This window comes from Streptomyces sp. BYX5S (genome assembly GCF_054724165.1).
In genome coordinates this window covers 339,032-353,789 of the sequence record NZ_CM138829.1, presented here as the reverse complement: position 1 = coordinate 353,789, position 14,758 = coordinate 339,032, and the positions used below count along the sequence as shown (strand labels likewise).

Annotated in this window: 14 protein-coding genes; 7 read left to right on the top strand and 7 right to left on the bottom strand. The window is 70.5% G+C overall.

The annotated features are described in order from the left end of the window. The first annotated feature begins 9 nt into the window (after window positions 1–9). On the top strand, window positions 10–501 hold the full coding sequence (locus ACYBSK_RS01625) for an inorganic diphosphatase (RefSeq protein ID WP_457481625.1): 492 nt from the start codon (window positions 10–12) through the stop codon (window positions 499–501). A gap of 120 nt (window positions 502–621) precedes the next feature. Then, the gene (locus ACYBSK_RS01620; RefSeq protein ID WP_457475015.1) at window positions 622–2,292 is read left to right on the top strand and encodes a threonine/serine exporter family protein; all 1,671 of its coding nucleotides are present in this window, start codon (window positions 622–624) and stop codon (window positions 2,290–2,292) included. 12 nt (window positions 2,293–2,304) lie between these two features. Here ACYBSK_RS01620 and ACYBSK_RS01615 read toward each other — a convergent pair whose 3' ends face one another. Both ACYBSK_RS01615 and ACYBSK_RS01610 read right to left on the bottom strand, forming a co-directional pair. Further along, window positions 2,305–3,000, bottom strand: coding sequence for a DedA family protein (locus ACYBSK_RS01615; protein WP_457475013.1), 696 nt, complete (start codon window positions 2,998–3,000; stop codon window positions 2,305–2,307). A gap of 158 nt (window positions 3,001–3,158) precedes the next feature. Next, a complete protein-coding gene (locus tag ACYBSK_RS01610; RefSeq protein WP_460244930.1) occupies window positions 3,159–3,917 on the bottom strand; it encodes a MerR family transcriptional regulator in 759 nt (252 codons plus the stop codon). 121 nt (window positions 3,918–4,038) lie between these two features. Between ACYBSK_RS01610 and ACYBSK_RS01605 the strand changes: the two genes are divergently transcribed. Continuing rightward, the gene (locus ACYBSK_RS01605) at window positions 4,039–5,349 is read left to right on the top strand and encodes an ion channel protein (protein ID WP_457475011.1); all 1,311 of its coding nucleotides are present in this window, start codon (window positions 4,039–4,041) and stop codon (window positions 5,347–5,349) included. Between the two features lie 206 nt (window positions 5,350–5,555). Here the strand turns inward: ACYBSK_RS01605 and ACYBSK_RS01600 are convergent, their stop codons facing one another. From ACYBSK_RS01600 to ACYBSK_RS01590, 3 genes are all read right to left on the bottom strand, one after another. After that, entirely contained in the window at window positions 5,556–6,347 is a 792-nt protein-coding gene (locus ACYBSK_RS01600; RefSeq protein ID WP_460244929.1) for an ABC transporter permease, read from the bottom strand. After that, window positions 6,344–7,270: an ATP-binding cassette domain-containing protein gene (locus ACYBSK_RS01595; RefSeq protein ID WP_460244928.1), complete on the bottom strand. Its 927-nt coding sequence runs from the start codon at window positions 7,268–7,270 to the stop codon at window positions 6,344–6,346. Before ACYBSK_RS01595 ends, ACYBSK_RS01600 begins: the two co-directional genes overlap by 4 nt. Window positions 7,271–7,356: 86 nt before the next feature. Then, the gene (locus tag ACYBSK_RS01590) at window positions 7,357–7,998 is read right to left on the bottom strand and encodes a PadR family transcriptional regulator (RefSeq protein ID WP_460244927.1); all 642 of its coding nucleotides are present in this window, start codon (window positions 7,996–7,998) and stop codon (window positions 7,357–7,359) included. A gap of 322 nt (window positions 7,999–8,320) precedes the next feature. On the opposite strand from ACYBSK_RS01590, the gene ACYBSK_RS01585 reads away from it, so the two are divergent. Further along, window positions 8,321–8,563 (top strand): DUF397 domain-containing protein, encoded by a 243-nt coding sequence (locus ACYBSK_RS01585; RefSeq protein ID WP_306318576.1) that lies wholly within the window; start codon window positions 8,321–8,323, stop codon window positions 8,561–8,563. A 41-nt stretch (window positions 8,564–8,604) separates the two neighbouring features. Here ACYBSK_RS01585 and ACYBSK_RS01580 read toward each other — a convergent pair whose 3' ends face one another. Continuing rightward, a complete protein-coding gene (locus tag ACYBSK_RS01580; RefSeq protein WP_460244926.1) occupies window positions 8,605–9,102 on the bottom strand; it encodes an ATP-binding protein in 498 nt (165 codons plus the stop codon). Between the two features lie 257 nt (window positions 9,103–9,359). Here ACYBSK_RS01580 and ACYBSK_RS01575 point away from each other — a divergent pair, with 257 nt between their 5' ends. The 3 genes from ACYBSK_RS01575 (at window position 9,360) to ACYBSK_RS01565 (ending at window position 12,396) form a co-directional block, all read left to right on the top strand. Continuing rightward, window positions 9,360–10,256: a helix-turn-helix domain-containing protein gene (locus tag ACYBSK_RS01575; RefSeq protein ID WP_460244925.1), complete on the top strand. Its 897-nt coding sequence runs from the start codon at window positions 9,360–9,362 to the stop codon at window positions 10,254–10,256. Window positions 10,257–10,355: 99 nt separating this feature from the next. Then, window positions 10,356–11,813 (top strand): aldehyde dehydrogenase family protein, encoded by a 1,458-nt coding sequence (locus tag ACYBSK_RS01570; protein WP_460244924.1) that lies wholly within the window; start codon window positions 10,356–10,358, stop codon window positions 11,811–11,813. 46 nt (window positions 11,814–11,859) lie between these two features. Beyond that, window positions 11,860–12,396: a hypothetical protein gene (locus ACYBSK_RS01565; RefSeq protein ID WP_460244923.1), complete on the top strand. Its 537-nt coding sequence runs from the start codon at window positions 11,860–11,862 to the stop codon at window positions 12,394–12,396. A 9-nt stretch (window positions 12,397–12,405) separates the two neighbouring features. On the opposite strand, the gene ACYBSK_RS01560 is transcribed toward ACYBSK_RS01565, so the two are convergent. After that, window positions 12,406–14,721: an FUSC family protein gene (locus ACYBSK_RS01560; protein WP_460244922.1), complete on the bottom strand. Its 2,316-nt coding sequence runs from the start codon at window positions 14,719–14,721 to the stop codon at window positions 12,406–12,408. Window positions 14,722–14,758 lie beyond the last annotated feature (37 nt).

Genomic DNA, 14,758 nt, shown 5'->3' with positions numbered 1-14,758 from the left:
GAGCCACCGGTGGAGTTCGACGTCACGATCGAGATTCCCAAGGGATCGCGGAACAAGTACGAGGTCGACCACGAGTCCGGTCGCATCCGCCTCGACCGTCGTCTGTTCACGTCGACCGCCTACCCGACGGACTACGGCTTCGTCGAGGACACGCTGGGCGAGGACGGCGACCCGCTGGACGCCCTGGTCATCCTGGACGAGCCGACGTTCCCGGGCTGCCTCATCAAGTGCCGCGCCATCGGCATGTTCCGGATGACGGACGAGGCCGGCGGCGACGACAAGCTGCTGTGCGTCCCGGCGACGGACCCGCGCATGGAGCACCTGCGCGACATCCACCACGTCTCCGAGTTCGACCGCCTGGAGATCCAGCACTTCTTCGAGGTCTACAAGGACCTGGAGCCCGGCAAGTCCGTCGAGGGCGCCGACTGGGTCGGCCGCACCGAGGCCGAGGCCGAGATCGAGCGTTCCTACAAGCGCTTCCAGGACAACGGCGGCCACTGAGCCCCCTGCGTTCACCTGCGGGCCGCCCCCCTGGGGCGGCCCGTTCGCGTATCTGTGCGCATACTGAGGCGTACGTGAGGTAGTCGATACGCAGTACGCGAAGGGCGAGGATCAGCACAGGTGACGGAGCGGGAAACCGAGGCCGCAGAGGACCGCAAGCCGCAGTCCGACGAGGCGCGCAGCGCCTTCACTCAGCCCATCGGGATCATCACGCCGCCCCCGGTGGCCGACGACGAGTCGTCGACCACCTCGGAGTTCGCGGTGCCCGACGGGTTGAACGTGCAGGCACCCGAGCCGGTCGACACCGAGGGCTCGGCGTTCACGCCGCCGCGGACGTACAGCGCCCGTCAGTCGCCGCCCGCGTTCACCCCGCCGCAGGGCATCCCCATGGTCAGGCTGACCAAGGAGGCGCCCTGGCAGGACCGGATGCGCACCATGCTGCGGCTGCCGGTCGCCGAGCGGCCGGCGCCCGAGCTCGTGCAGAAGCACGACGAGGACTCCGGGCCCGCCGTGCCGCGCGTGCTCGACCTGACGCTGCGTATCGGGGAGCTGCTGCTGGCCGGTGGTGAGGGCGCCGAGGACGTGGAGGCGGCGATGTTCGCCGTGTGCCGGTCCTACGGGCTCGACCGCTGCGAGCCGACAGTAACGTTCACTCTGCTCTCCATCAGCTTCCAGCCGTCGCTGGTGGACGACCCGGTGACGGCCTCGCGCACGGTGCGGCGCCGCGGCACCGACTACACCCGCCTCGCGGCCGTGTACCGGCTCGTCGACGACCTGAGCGACGAGGAGACCGAGGTCACCCTGGAGGACGCCTACCGGCGCCTCGCGGAGATCCGACGCAACCGCCACCCCTACCCCGGCTGGGCGCTCACCGGGGCGAGCGGGCTGCTCGCCGGGTCCGCCTCCATCCTGGTCGGCGGTGACCTGCTGGTCTTCGTCGTCGCGGCGCTCGGCGCGATGCTCGGCGACCGGCTCGCGTGGCTGTGCGCGGGGCGCGGGTTCCCGGAGTTCTACCAGTTCACGGTGGCCGCGATGCCGCCCGCCGCGATGGGCATCCTGCTGACCCTCGCGCACGACTACGTGGACGTGAAGGCGTCCGCGGTGATCACCGGTGGGCTGTTCGCGCTGCTGCCGGGGCGGGCCCTCGTGGCGGGCGTCCAGGACGGTCTGACCGGCTTCTACATCACGGCCGCGGCCCGCCTCCTGGAGGTCATGTACTTCTTCGTGGGCATCGTGATCGGCGTACTGATCATGCTCTACCTGGGCGTGCAGCTGGACGCCCAGCTGGACCCGGAGCAGGCGCTGGGGGCCGTCACCAAGCCGGTGTGGCAGATCGTGGCGTCGATGTCTCTGTCGCTGGCGTTCGCCGTGCTGCTCCAGCAGGAGCGGGCGACGGTGATCGCGGTGACGCTCAACGGCGGTGTGGCGGGCGCGATCTTCGGGGCGCTGCACTACACGGGCGGGATCTCGCCGGTGGCGGCGACGGCCGCGGCGGCGGGGCTCGTCGGCCTGTTCGGACAGCTCTTCTCGCGCTACCAGTTCGCTTCGGCGCTGCCCTACGTCACGGCCGCGATCGGCCCGCTGCTGCCGGGTTCGGCGACGTACTTCGGTCTGCTGTCGATCGCGCACAGCGACGTGAACAACGGGCTCGCGTCGCTGTCCAAGGCGGCGGCGCTGGCCCTCGCCATCGCGATCGGCGTGAACCTCGGCGGCGAGATCTCCCGGCTGTTCCTCCAGTCGCCGGGCGGCGCCTCGGGACGACGCGCGGCCAAGCGCACGAGGGGCTTCTAGCGTCCCTGGGCCCTAGCGCTTCGCGTGGCGGCGGCGCTGGGCCGGGGCGGCGGGGGCCTGGCCGGGGTGGGCGGAGGCTGCGGCCTCCTTCTTGGACTTGCCGCGGGCGCGCAGGAACTCGATCGCGATCGGCACCACGGAGACGAGCACGATCAGGATCAGGATCGCCTCGATGTTCTTGTGCACGAACTCGATGTTGCCGAGCCAGGAGCCGAGCAGCGTCACGCCCGCGCCCCACAGGACGCCGCCGATCACGTTGAACGTGAGGAACGAGCGGTACCGCATGCCCGAGACGCCCGCGATGATCGGCGTGAACGTCCGGACGATGGGCACGAAGCGGGCCAGGACCAGGGACTTGGGGCCGTGCTTCTCGAAGAACTCGTGCGCCTTGGTGACGTTCTCCTGCTTGAACAGGCGGGAGTCGGGGCGCTTGAAGAGGGACGGGCCGACCTTCTTGCCGAACATGTAGCCCGCCTGGTCACCCAGGATCGCGGCGAGGCAGATAAGGCCGATCGCCCCCCACAGCGGGAAGTCCAGCTGCTTGGAGGTGATGAGCAGACCCGTGGTGAACAGCAGCGAGTCGCCGGGGAGGAAGAAGCCGATCAGCAGTCCGGACTCGGCGAACACGATGAGCAGCAGGCCCCAGATGCCGAACGTGTTCAGCAGGTAGTCCGGGTCCAGCCAGCTTGGTCCAAGAGCAAGCGTCATCACGGGTCCGGACTCCTGAGGGGCTTGAGAGACAAAGGCAGGGCAAGGCAATGGCGGTGCAAAGTTATCAACGCCGGTTTCCCGTGCCAGGTTCCAGTAGCCCTCTCAGGATGCACTGTGCCGCACCTGTGGCAAACCTGTGGTTCGGACGTTCCGCGTCAGGCGTGGCGGGCGGCGTTCGCGTGGATGGCGGCGCTCAGGTGGTCGGCGACGCCCTCCCCCAGGGCGTCGTAGTACGCCTTGAAGCGCTCGTCGGCCACGTACATGGCGCCGAGGCAGGCGTGCATCTCGTGCGGGCAGTCGTAGTACCAGCGGGAGATCTGGGCGCGGTGCTCCTCGGCCAGATCCATGGCGCGCTCGCCGTCCGCCGGTTCGCCGGCCGTGACGAGGGACACATAGCGCGCGAGCCAGTCGTCGTTCTCGGCCTTCATGCGCAGCCAGTCCTCCTTGGAGTAGCGAGCGGCCCGGCGCTGGGACTCGGCGTACGCCGCCGTGCCGCCCCAGCGGCGCTCGGTCTCCTCGGAGTACTCCTCGGGATCCTTGTCCCCGAAGACCTCGAAGCGCTCTTCCGGGGTGAGCTGGATACCCATCTTCTGTGCCTCCATGGCGTGTTCGACGGCCTCGGCCATCTTCGTCAGCTTCTCGATGCGTGCGGTCAGCAGCTCGTGCTGGCGCCGCAGGTGGGCGCGCGGATCGGAGTCCGGGTCGTCCAGCAGGGCCTGGATCTCGTCGAGCGGGAAGCCGAGTTCCCGGTAGAAGAGGATCCGTTGGAGCCGGTCGAGGTCGTCCTCCCCGTACCGGCGGTGCCCCGCCGCGCTGCGCTCGCCCGGTGCGAGCAGGCCGATCTCGTCGTAGTGGTGCAGGGTGCGCACCGTGACCCCGGCGAACCGGGCGACCTGGCCCACGGAGTAGCTCATCCGCCGCGCCTCCTTCCTCGTACGCGATCCAGCTTGGGGCCTCACGTGACGTGAGGTGCAAGCCGCTTCGCTCGGCGATTTTCCGGGTGTTGTGGCGCATTTGTCCGCTTATGGTGACGTCGTGAGCACGCACACCGAGATCGAACCGCCGCCCCCGCCGCCTCCGTCGTCCGCGCCCGCCGTCTCCGCGCGCACCCTGCTGCCGATGGTGCTGCCCGCGCTCGTGGTGGGCGTCGCGTGCAGTGTGCTGTTCCTCGCGCTCGACTGGGTCGCCGAGGAACTGTCCCATCTGGTGTGGGAGGACCTGCCGGACGCGCTCGGCATCGGCGGCTACTCGTCGCTGTGGATCATCGTGATGCTCACGCTCACGGGTGTCCTCGTCGGGCTCGTGGTGTGGAAGGCGCCCGGTCACGCGGGCCCCGACCCGGCGACGATGGGGCTCGGCGGCGAGGAGCCGCTGCCGCCGTACGTACTGCCGGGGCTGGCGCTCGCCGCGCTGCTGATGCTGGCGGGCGGGCCGAGCCTCGGCCCGGAGAACCCGATCATCGCGGTGAACGTGGGACTCGCGTTCTGGCTCGGCAAGAAGCTGGTGCCGAAGTCGCCGGCCGCGATGTGGGTGAACCTCGCCACGGCGGCGACCGTGGGCGCTTTGTTCGGTACGCCGATCGCGGCGGCGCTGCTCGTCTCCGAGGGGCTCGCCGGGCGGCCGATGCCGCTGAAGGGGTCGCTGTGGGACAACATGTTCGGGCCCCTGCTGGCGGCGGCCGCGGGGTCCATGACCACGGCGCTGCTCGCCTCGCCCTCCTTCGACCTGGGGCTGCCGCCGTTGAGCGAGCCGGGGTGGGCGGACGTGCTGGCGGCGATCGTGGTGGCGTGCCTGGCGGCGGCGTTCGCGATGACGGCCGTGTACGCGTTCCCGTACGCGCATCGGGCCTTCGGCCGGTTGCGGCATCCGATGCTGATGCTGCCGGTGGGCGGGCTCGTGCTCGGTCTGCTGGGGGCGCTCGGTGGTGAACTGACGTTGTTCAAGGGGCTCGCGGAGGTCAAGGAGATCGCGGGGTCGCCGGACGGGTGGTCGGCCGGGGAGTTCGCGCTGATGACCGTGGTCAAGCTGGCGGCGCTGCTGGTCGCGGCGACGTGCGGGTTCCGGGGCGGGCGGATCTTCCCGGCGGTGTTCGTGGGGGCGGCGTTCGGGCTGTTCGCGCATGCGGTGGTGCCGGGGGTGGATCCGTCGGTGGGGATCGCGGCGGGGGTACTGGGCGTACTGCTGGCGGTGACGCGGCAGGGGTGGGTGTCGCTGTTCACCGCGGCGGTGCTGGTGGCGTCGCCGGCGATCATCGCGCTGATGTGTGTGGCGTCGTTGCCGGCGTGGTTGGTGGTGACGGGGCGCCCGCAGATGCAGCTGACGGAGTCCGGCACCCCCGTCACCTGACCCACCCCGCTCCCACGCCCCGGGGCTCCGCCCCGGCCCCCGCTCCTCAATCGCCGGAGGGGCTCCAAAGACCAACCGTCACCCGCCCCCCTGTCGGCGGCGGGTGAGCACTTTCGAGCCCCTGCGGCGATTGAGCAGCGGGGTGCGGGGCGGAGCCCCGGTCTTTGGGGCGCCGCGGCGTTCGAGCGGCAGGACCCCGGGACGGATCAGTGGCTCAGGGACGTGAAGCGTCGGACCGCCAGGGGGAAGAAGATCGCCACCAACCCCACCGGCCACACCACCGCCAGCCACACCTCGTCCGCCCCACCCGGATTGCCGAACAGATACCGCACCGAGGACGCCGTCGCGGACATCGGGTTCCACTCGACCACCGCCCCCAGCCACCCCGGCATGGCCGCCGGCACGGCGAACGCGTTGGAGAGGAAGCCCACCGGCCACACCAGAATCTGCACCGCCTGCACCATCTCCGGCCGCCCCGCCACCATCGCCAGCCAGATACCGATCCACAGCATCGCGAACCGCAACAGGAGCAGCAGGCCGAACGCCCCCACCACCGCGCCGAGCGACCCGTGCGCCCGCCACCCCAGCGCCAGCCCGACCCCGGCCATCACCACGACCGACGCCAGCGACTGGAGCATGTCCGCCACCGAACGGCCCACCAGCACCGCCCCGTTGGCCATCGGCATGGACCGGAACCGGTCCACCACCCCCTTGTTGAGGTCCTGCGTGACGGCGAGCATCGTCGCCTCCAGGCCGAACGCCATCGTCAGCGCCAGCATGCCGGGGACCAGGAAGTCGACGTACTCCCCCTCGACGCCCTTGCCGCCCCCGACGAGGTAGCCGAACATCACCAGCAGCATCACGGGGAACACCAGGCCCACCACGACCTGCACGGGCTGCCGCACCCAGTGGGCCAGTTCGCGCCGGGTCATCGTCCAGGAGTCGGCGACCGCCCAGCTCAGCGACGTACCCGTCGGCGCACTCATCGGCGTACTCATGCGGGGACCTCCGTCAGGTGCAGGAAGACCTCGTCGAGCGTGGGGCGGCGCAGCGCCACGTCCTCCGCCTCGACCCCGGCCTCCTGAAGGGCGCGTACGACATCGGTGAGCGCGGTCATCCGGTCCCGGACCGGAGCGCTCACCAGGCGGCGGTCGGCGTCGACCGTGGCGCCCGACGGAACCATCGACGCCACCAGCGGAAGGTGCGCCGCGTCCCGCACCACCACGTCGATCCGGTCGCCGCCGAGCTTGGCCTTCAGCTCGTCCGGGGTGCCGTCCGCCACGACCCGCCCCCGGTCCACCACCGAGACGCGGTCGGCCAGTTGGTCCGCCTCCTCCAGGTACTGCGTGGTCAGCAGCACCGTCGTACCGCCGCCGACCAGCGAGCGCACCGCGCCCCAGACCTCGGCCCGGCCGCGCGGGTCGAGGCCCGTCGTCGGCTCGTCGAGGAAGAGGACCTCCGGCTCCGTGAGGAGCGACGCCGCCAGGTCCAGGCGGCGCCGCATACCGCCGCTGTACGCCTTGACCGCCTTGCGGCCGGTGTCCGCGAGGCCGAAGCGGGCCAGCATCTCGTCGGCCCGGACGCCCGCGCGGCGCGCGCCGAGGTGGTGGAGGCGGCCGAACATCTCCAGGTTCTGGCGTCCGCTCAGCTCCTCGTCCAGCGCCGCGTGCTGGCCGAGGAGCCCGATGCGACGGCGCACCTCGTGCGGCGCGCGCCGCACGTCGTGGCCCGCCACCTCGACGCGCCCCTCGTCGGGCCGCAGCAGCGTCGCCATGACGCGTACCGCGGTGGTCTTGCCCGCCCCGTTCGGCCCGAGCACGCCGTGCACGGTGCCCCGGCCGACCACCAGGTCGAGGCCGTCGAGTGCCGCCTTTGCGCCGTACCGCTTGCGTACCGCCTCGGCGACGATCGCGTCCGTCATCCGGCTCCCTTCGCTGCACACTCCACCTAGTCAAACTTGACTAGGTGGTCGAAGATAAACCCGGCGACGCCATTCGTCAAACTTGATTAGCGGTCGTCCGCCGCGGGCCGCTCCCCCGCCGCGAACGGGTTCTCCTGACCCTCCGCGAGCACGCCCACGAAGGGCTCGCCCTCACCGGCGAAGGTGTACGCGCCGCCCTCGATCCGGTCGATCAGGCCCCGGGTCCACGCCGCGCCGGTGTCGGCCGAGCAGACCCAGTGGTTCATGATCTCGCCGATGTGGCCCAGCTGCTCGGGCCCCTCCTCGGGCGTGTAGTACTCCGTGACGGAGCGCCGCCACTCCTCCATGCCGCGCACCCGCTCCTTGAGCAGCGCCACGACCTCCTCGCGCGGCAGGTCGACCATGAAGCCGAGCCCCGCGGCGAGGATGTCGGGCCGCTGGTCGTACGCGGTCAGCGACGCACGGACCAGGCCGAGGTACTCCTCCTGCCCCCGGTCCGTGAGCTCGTACTCGGTGCGCGGGGGGCCGCCGGCCGTGGAGGGCGCGATCTCGTGGGCGCGGAGCAGTCCCTGCTTCGCCATCTGCTTGAGCGCGTGGTAGATCGAGCCGGGCTTGGCGCTCGACCACTCGTGGGCGCCCCAGTACTCCAGGTCGTTGCGCACCTGATAACCGTGCGCGCGGCCGTGCTGACGTACGGCCCCGAGAACCAGGAGGCGGATCGCTGACATGCGATCCAGCGTAGACGCCGGGGCGAGGGCACACGGAATCGCCGCCCCGGCCGCATCCGGTCGACGGGCCGGGGAGCCAATGGCTCGAAAGATCGTGGACGCTGAATGACGCCCGCATGTAATGCAGGCATGGGGGCATGCGCTTTCCACGCTGTAACTGCGACAGCACCCCGCGTGCACGTGCATCTGCCCATGCATGGGCATATGAACGCAGCTATGATCCTGGACAGTTGGGGCAGTTGATCACTGCTGTCTCCGCTTTCACATTGACCACAGAAACATTCACTGTTACAGCACTGACAGCACCACCGGGGAGCGAACCGTGCACCACGTGTACAACGGCATGGCGGCCACGGAGTTGCACGGAGTGGTCTGGCAGAAGAGCAGGCACAGCAACTCGCAGGGCTCCTGCGTGGAGTTCGCGAAGTTGCCCGGCGGAAGGGTCGCCGTGCGCAACTCGAACTTCCCCGAGGGGCCCGCGCTCGTCTATACGCCGGCGGAGATAGAAGCGATGCTTCTCGGCGTGAAGGACGGGGAGTTCGACCATCTGGTGGCCGGCGCCTGATCCGGCGTCACCGACCGTCCGGCGTCACCGACCGTCCGGCGTCACAGCCGGAACAGCGCCCAGACGACCTTGCCGCTCGGCGCCCCGGCCAGCGGATGCCAGCCCCAGCTGTCGGCGAAGGAGTCGACGAGGAACAGGCCGCGCCCCGACTCCGCCGACTGATCGGCGTCGATGTCGACCTCCTGGGCGACCGGACTGTCGTCGCTGGGATCGCGGACCGCGCACACTACGCGCGAAGACCAGTGCATCAAATGCAGCCGCACCGGCAGATCCTGACGGTGCGGCGCATTCGCGGGCAGCGCGTGCCGCAGGGCATTGGTGACCAGTTCGGAGACGACGAGACAGATGTCGTCGAAGCGCTCCAGCGCTTCCCAGTCGGCGAGTGTCCTGCGACTGAACTCCCGTGCGCAGCGCACCGCTTCGTAGCGGGCGGGCAGGGCGCAGGACGCGGTGCTGGAGACGGCCGAGGGGTCGACGGGGGGCAGGCCCCTTCTTAACGACTCGAACGGCTCGAGCATGGTCGATCCATTCGTCCCCATGCGAGGCACTCCCCAGTTTCGCAGTACGCAGCGAGCGGTGGTGGCGCCATCGTTCCGAATGCGTACAGCGGATGCAAGGGCAGATGCACGTGCACGCGCCCGACTTGAGCAAACGTGTACCCCTTCTCGCGCATTTCTCCCTACGACTTCTTGCGCAGGTAGTTCGTGATCTTTCCGTTTCTGTAACCGAACGAGTACAGGGTGGAGCGTTTTGATGGCAGACTTCGGCCGTGGACCAATGGGGAGGATGAAGAGACGTGACCGCTGGGGAGGCATGGGGGTCACCCCAGGCGCTGAACTCTGGTGGGGGCTCGGTGGTGCGCCGCATACTGCTGGGCTCACAGCTGAGGCGCCTGCGGGAATCGCACGGGATCACCCGCGAGGCCGCCGGCTACTCGATTCGCGCCTCCGAATCGAAGATCAGCCGCATGGAGTTGGGACGGGTGAGCTTCAAGACGCGCGACGTGGCCGACCTGCTGACGCTGTACGGGGTGGATGACGAGGCCGAGCGCTCCGCGCTGCTCTCGCTCGCGAAAGAGGCCAACGTCGCGGGCTGGTGGCACAGTTACAGCGACGTGCTGCCCGGCTGGTTCCCCACGTACCTCGGCCTCGAAGGCGCGGCGACGCAGATCCGCGGCTACGAGGCGCAGTTCGTGCACGGCCTGCTCCAGACCGAGGGGTACGCGCACGCGGTCGTCGAGCAGGGCATGAGGGGCGCCGCGCGCGAGGACATCGAGCGGCGGGTCGCGCTGCGCATCGAGCGGCAGAAGCTGCTGGTCGACGAGCGGGCGCCCGAGGTGCACATCGTGCTCGACGAGGCGGCGGTGCGGCGCGTGCAGGGCGGGCGCGAGGTGATGCGCGGCCAGCTGGAGCACCTCATCGAGATGTCCGAGCTCCCCCATCTGACGCTTCAGGTCATGCCGTTCAGCCACGGCTGGCACCCCGGCGAGTCCGGCACGTTCACGATTCTCAGTTTCCCGGAGTCCGACCTCTCGGACGTCGTCTTCCTCGAACAGCTCACGAGCGCGCTGTATTTGGACAAGCGCGAGGACGTGACGCAGTACGAAAAGGCGATGACGGATCTCTCCAACCAGTGTCCTTCGCCCGAGGACAGTGTGCGACTGCTGCGTGACGCGCTGTCCGAATTGGCGTGAGTGGCCTGTGAGTTGAGAAATCCCTTGCCGTAACTGCCGTTACTCACCCGTACGATGACGTCACATCTTCAGGTGCCCGGCGCTGCAGCAAGGGATTACATGTCCTACTTCACGGAACTGGACCGGCAATACATCGACGGCTCCTGGCGTCCCGGACGCGGGGCGTGGGACATCATCGACTTCAACCCCTACAACGGGGAGAAGCTGGCTTCCATAACCGTCGCCTCCGTCGAGGAGATAGACGAGGCCTACCGCGCGTCCGAGCGGGTCCAGAAGGACTGGGCGCGGACCAACCCGTACGCGCGCCGCGCCGTCTTCGAGCGCACCCTGCGCCTCCTGGAAGAGCGCGAGGAGGAGATCGCCGAAGCGATCATCGACGAGCTCGGCGGTACGCGGGTCAAGGCCGGCTTCGAGCTGCACCTCGCCAAGGAGTTCCTGCGCGAGTCGATCCAGCTGACGCTGCGCCCGCAGTGCACCGTGATCCCCTCCCCCGTGGACGGCAAGGAGAACCGGCTGTACCGGGTGCCGGTCGGCGTCGTCGGCGTCATCTCGCCGTTCAACTTCCCGTTCCTGCTGTCGCTGAAGTCCGTGGCGCCCGCGCTCGCGCTGGGCAACGGCGTGGTCCTCAAGCCGCACCAGAACACCCCGATCACCGGTGGCTCGCTGGTCGCCAAGCTCTTCGAGGACGCGGGCCTTCCGGCCGGACTGCTCAACCTCGTCATCACCGACATCGCCGAGATCGGCGACGCGTTCCTGACCCACCCCGTGCCCAAGGTGATCTCCTTCACCGGCTCCGACAAGGTCGGCCGGCACGTCGCGACGGTCTGCGCCGCGCAGTTCAAGCAGTCGATCCTCGAACTCGGCGGCAACAGCGCGCTGACCGTCCTCGACGACGCCGACATCGACTACGCGGTGGACGCCGCGGTCTTCAGCCGGTACGTCCATCAGGGCCAGGTCTGCATGGCCGCGAACCGGATCCTCGTGGACCGCACGGTGGAGAAGGAGTTCACGGCGAAGTTCGTGGCGAAGGTCGCCTCGCTGAAAACGGGCGACCCGCGCGACCCCGCCACCGTCATCGGTCCGGTCATCAACTCCACGCAGGCGGACGCGATCGCGGGCGTCGTCGACACCGCGATCGCCGAGGGCGCCACCGCCCTCGTACGCGGCGGCGTGGACGGGAACCTGGTCGAACCGGTCGTCCTCACCGGGCTGCCCGCCGACTCCCCGGTGCTGCGCCAGGAGATCTTCGGTCCGGTCGCGCTCCTCATCCCGTTCGACGGGGACGAGGAGGCGGTACGGATCGCGAACGACACCCCGTACGGGCTGAGCGGCGCCGTGCACACCGGCGACATCGAGCGCGGAGTGGCCTTCGCGCAGCGGATCGACACCGGCATGTTCCACGTGAACGACGGGACCGTGCACGACGAGCCGCTCGTCGCCTTCGGCGGGCAGAAGCAGTCGGGCATCGGCCGCCTCAACGGCGAGGCGACGGTGGAGGCGTTCACCGCGCAGAAGTGGATATCGGTGCAACGGGAGCGCTCGCGCTTCCCGTTCTGACAACGCGTCGAGTGGGACGGGTCGAGTACCGAGGATGGGAGAGGTTGTGCGCAACAGGACCGTGCGGGGCGGCGTGGGCGCCGTGGCCGCGGTGCTCGCGGTGCTCGTGGTCGGCGGGTGCGGCGGCGACGACGGCGGGGGCGACGAGAAGGACGCGGCGGCGGGCGGGAGTTCGGCGAGCGCGAGTGCCAGTGCGAGCGCGCCTGCGTCGGCCTCGCCCGGCGAGGAGGCTTCCGGCGACGGGGCCTCGGCCGGGGCCGGGGCCGGTTCGGTGAAGGACGCCCAGGGCATCTGGAGCGCGACCTCGGACGGCAAGCCCGTCGTCCTCGTCGTCGGCGACAAGCAGGCCGCGCTGACCACGGGCGACGGACACCTGTGCACGGGCACCCTGACCGGCGCGGACAAGCCGGCGCTCACCCTCAAGTGCGCGGACGGGAACACGGACCGTACGGCGGGCTCGGTCGAGTCCAACGACGGCAGCACGATGCGGGTCTCGTGGAAGACGGGTGAGCAGGACACCTTCAAGAAGACGAAGGGCGGCGAGCTGCCGACGGCACTGCCGAGCGGTCTGCCGACGACCTGAGGAGTGGCATCACCCGTCGTCGGTGAGGCCCCGGTCGGTGGACTCGCGGGTCATCGGGGGCGCGTCGGTGTCGAGGGCGTCGGAGAGTTCCTCCAGCGTTTCCAGGAAGAGGCCCGCGCCCCGGCGCACCACCCGGTCGGGCACGCCCTCGCCGTCCCACGCGTCGAGAGCCTCGCGCACCGGCTCCCAGCGCGGGATCCGGCGCTCGCGGATCGCGCGTGCGCCGTCGCGGGTCGCAGCGCGCAGCGCGTCGGCGAGCGCGTCCGCGGCGGGCACGGGGGTCGTACCGCGCTCCGGCAGGTGCGCCTCCATCAGCATCACGACGCGGCCGATGTGGTGCAGGGCGTGCGCGGCGTCGTCGGCGGCGGCGTTCGACAGGCCGCGGTGGCGTACGGGTTCGGTCTTGGCGCGGGCCGCGGCCTGCTCCCAGGCGATGTGCGCGTCACGGGCCTTCAGCAGGGCCTCGCGCACGTCCGGGCAGCTCTTGCCCGCGGGGCTCGCGTAGTGGCCGACGACCGCGGCGGCGTACTCGCCGAGCGCGGCGAGCCAGTCGGCGAGGCGGGTGCGCAGGCGCGGCGTCTCCCAGGCCGGGTACAGGGCGTACGACAGGGTGGCGAGGATGCCGCCGGCGAGCGTGAGCACGACCCGTTCGGGGACGGTCTGGCTCCACTCCTGGCCGCCCATGCCGAGCAGGAAGACGACGTACATGGCGACGCAGCCCTGCGCGGCGAGCTGCCCCGTGCGCATCAGCAGGTACATCAGTCCCGCGCAGACCACGGCGAGGACGGCCGAGAGGTACGTGTCGGGGTGCGCGAGCTGGAGGATCGCGGTCGCCACGATGACCCCGACCAGCGTCCCGCCGAACCGGGCGACCGCGCGCGAGTACGTCTGCGAGAAGTCGGGGCGCATGACCATCACGGCCGACATCGGCGCCCAGTACCCGTGCCCGAACGGCAACGCGCCCCCGATCAGATACCCGGCCACCGCCACCGCCGCCACCCGATTCGCATGCCGCAACACCGGCGACCCCGGCCGCGCCTCCCTCCGCATCGCCCGCACGGCAACAGGCAACAGATGAAACACACTGGGCCTCCGCAACCCCCCTCCGGCCACCCCCACGCCCCCGGGCCCAGCCGATTCCGACTCATCAACCCCCTCCGACGATGCCGGCCTTTCAATCGGCTTCGACGGTCCCGGCTTATCAAGCCCCTCCGACGGTGCCGACGGTTCCGGTTTTTCAAGCCCCTCCGGCGATTGAGGAGCGGGGTCCGGGGCGGAGCCCCGTGGCGTAGGAGCGGCTGCCGGGGCGGAGCCTCGGGGCGCAGGGGGATCGGTGGGGCGGACCCCGCCCGCCGTCTCCAGGACGTCCCGCAACAACGACCCGAGCCGCGCCGCCGCCCGCTTCGACGGCCCCGCCAAAATCTCCCCCGTATCCGGCGACCGGAACATCGCAATCGCCCCCGGCGGCACCTTCACCGGCGACCCATGCCGAATCGCCCTCGCCGCCGCATCGAGAATCGCCCCCGCCGCGGCCAGCAACTCCCGTACCCGATCCCGCTCCACCCCCTCCTCCGGCACCCCCACCGCCGGATCCGCGAGCGACGCCAGCACCGGCCGGATCCGCTCCGCGAGCCCCCGCGCCCCGTGCAACTGGGCCGGCCGCGTCCGCGCCTGCCGAGGCGTGAGCGCCGCCGCACTGCGCGCCAGCATCAACGGCTCCGGATCGAACGCCGCCACCGGATCGTGCCGAAGCCGCCGCGCGTAGTCCGCCTCCGCCGCCAGCGCGTCCGCGAGCGCGTCCCGGTGCGCTCCCCATCTGCGTACGGGAAAGAGGATCACCAGCGTCGCCTGGACCAGCCCGCCGAACGCCATCATCGCCGCGTGCCCCGCGGCCTCCGCCACCGACGTCGGCAGCGTGATCGTCACCAGCATCATCGCGACGTTCGAGGACGCCATGATGCCGATCGTCGGCCCCGCCGCCCACGCGAGCCCGGCGAGGTACGTCCACAGCGCGAGCAGCGGCAGGAAGAGGAACAGGTGGGAGCCGGTGAGGTAGCCGAGGAACGTCGAGACGCCGAGGCTCGCGCCGGAGGCGAGGGCGAGTTCGGGACGCGGCCGCCAACTGCGCTGGAACGTCGCGATCGCCGCCTGGAACGCGCCGAACGCCGACCCCGCCGCCACCGCCGGACCGAACAGCGCGAGGCTGACCGCGATCACGATCGCGAGCCCGGCGGCGCCCCGCAGAGCGATCAACGGTTCGAGCCGTTTGCGCTCGACCGTCAGGCCCGAGCGCGTGGTCACCTTCAGCGCCCGGAACCAGCTCATTTCGCCAGAATACGGGCATAAGCCGCACAGTACGGCC